The 302-nt window shown below is 58.9% G+C and carries 1 protein-coding gene; it reads left to right on the top strand.

The window, feature by feature from the left end:
* Nucleotides 1-108 precede the first annotated feature (108 nt).
* Nucleotides 109-302, top strand: a 194-nt coding sequence (locus IFT84_RS21390) for a hypothetical protein (RefSeq protein ID WP_206757427.1), incomplete at its 3' end; no start/stop codon positions are given.

Here is a 302-nt window from a genome sequence, read left to right on the forward strand (position 1 = left end):
GGATCGAACCGCTGACCCCCTGCTTGCAAAGCAGGTGCTCTCCCAGCTGAGCTACAGCCCCAATTCCATGCGTTCACGCGCAAAGCGCTCCACGGGGGCGCCAAACGATTGGCGACGGCCGCTGGCCTTGCGAAGGCCAAAGCCTTCGAACACCAAACAAACAAACCAAAATCATCAAACCAACCGCAACCCACCAAACAGCCGGCAAAGCCGAGCCGAAAGGTTTACCTTTCGCGTCTGCGCAGCGCAGCGCTCAAAGAGCACGACAGCGTGAGCAGAAACAAATGGTGGGCCCGGGAAGA

It is taken from the genome of Rhizobium sp. CFBP 8762 (genome assembly GCF_014841565.1).
In the GTDB taxonomy this organism is placed as follows: domain Bacteria; phylum Pseudomonadota; class Alphaproteobacteria; order Rhizobiales; family Rhizobiaceae; genus CFBP-8762.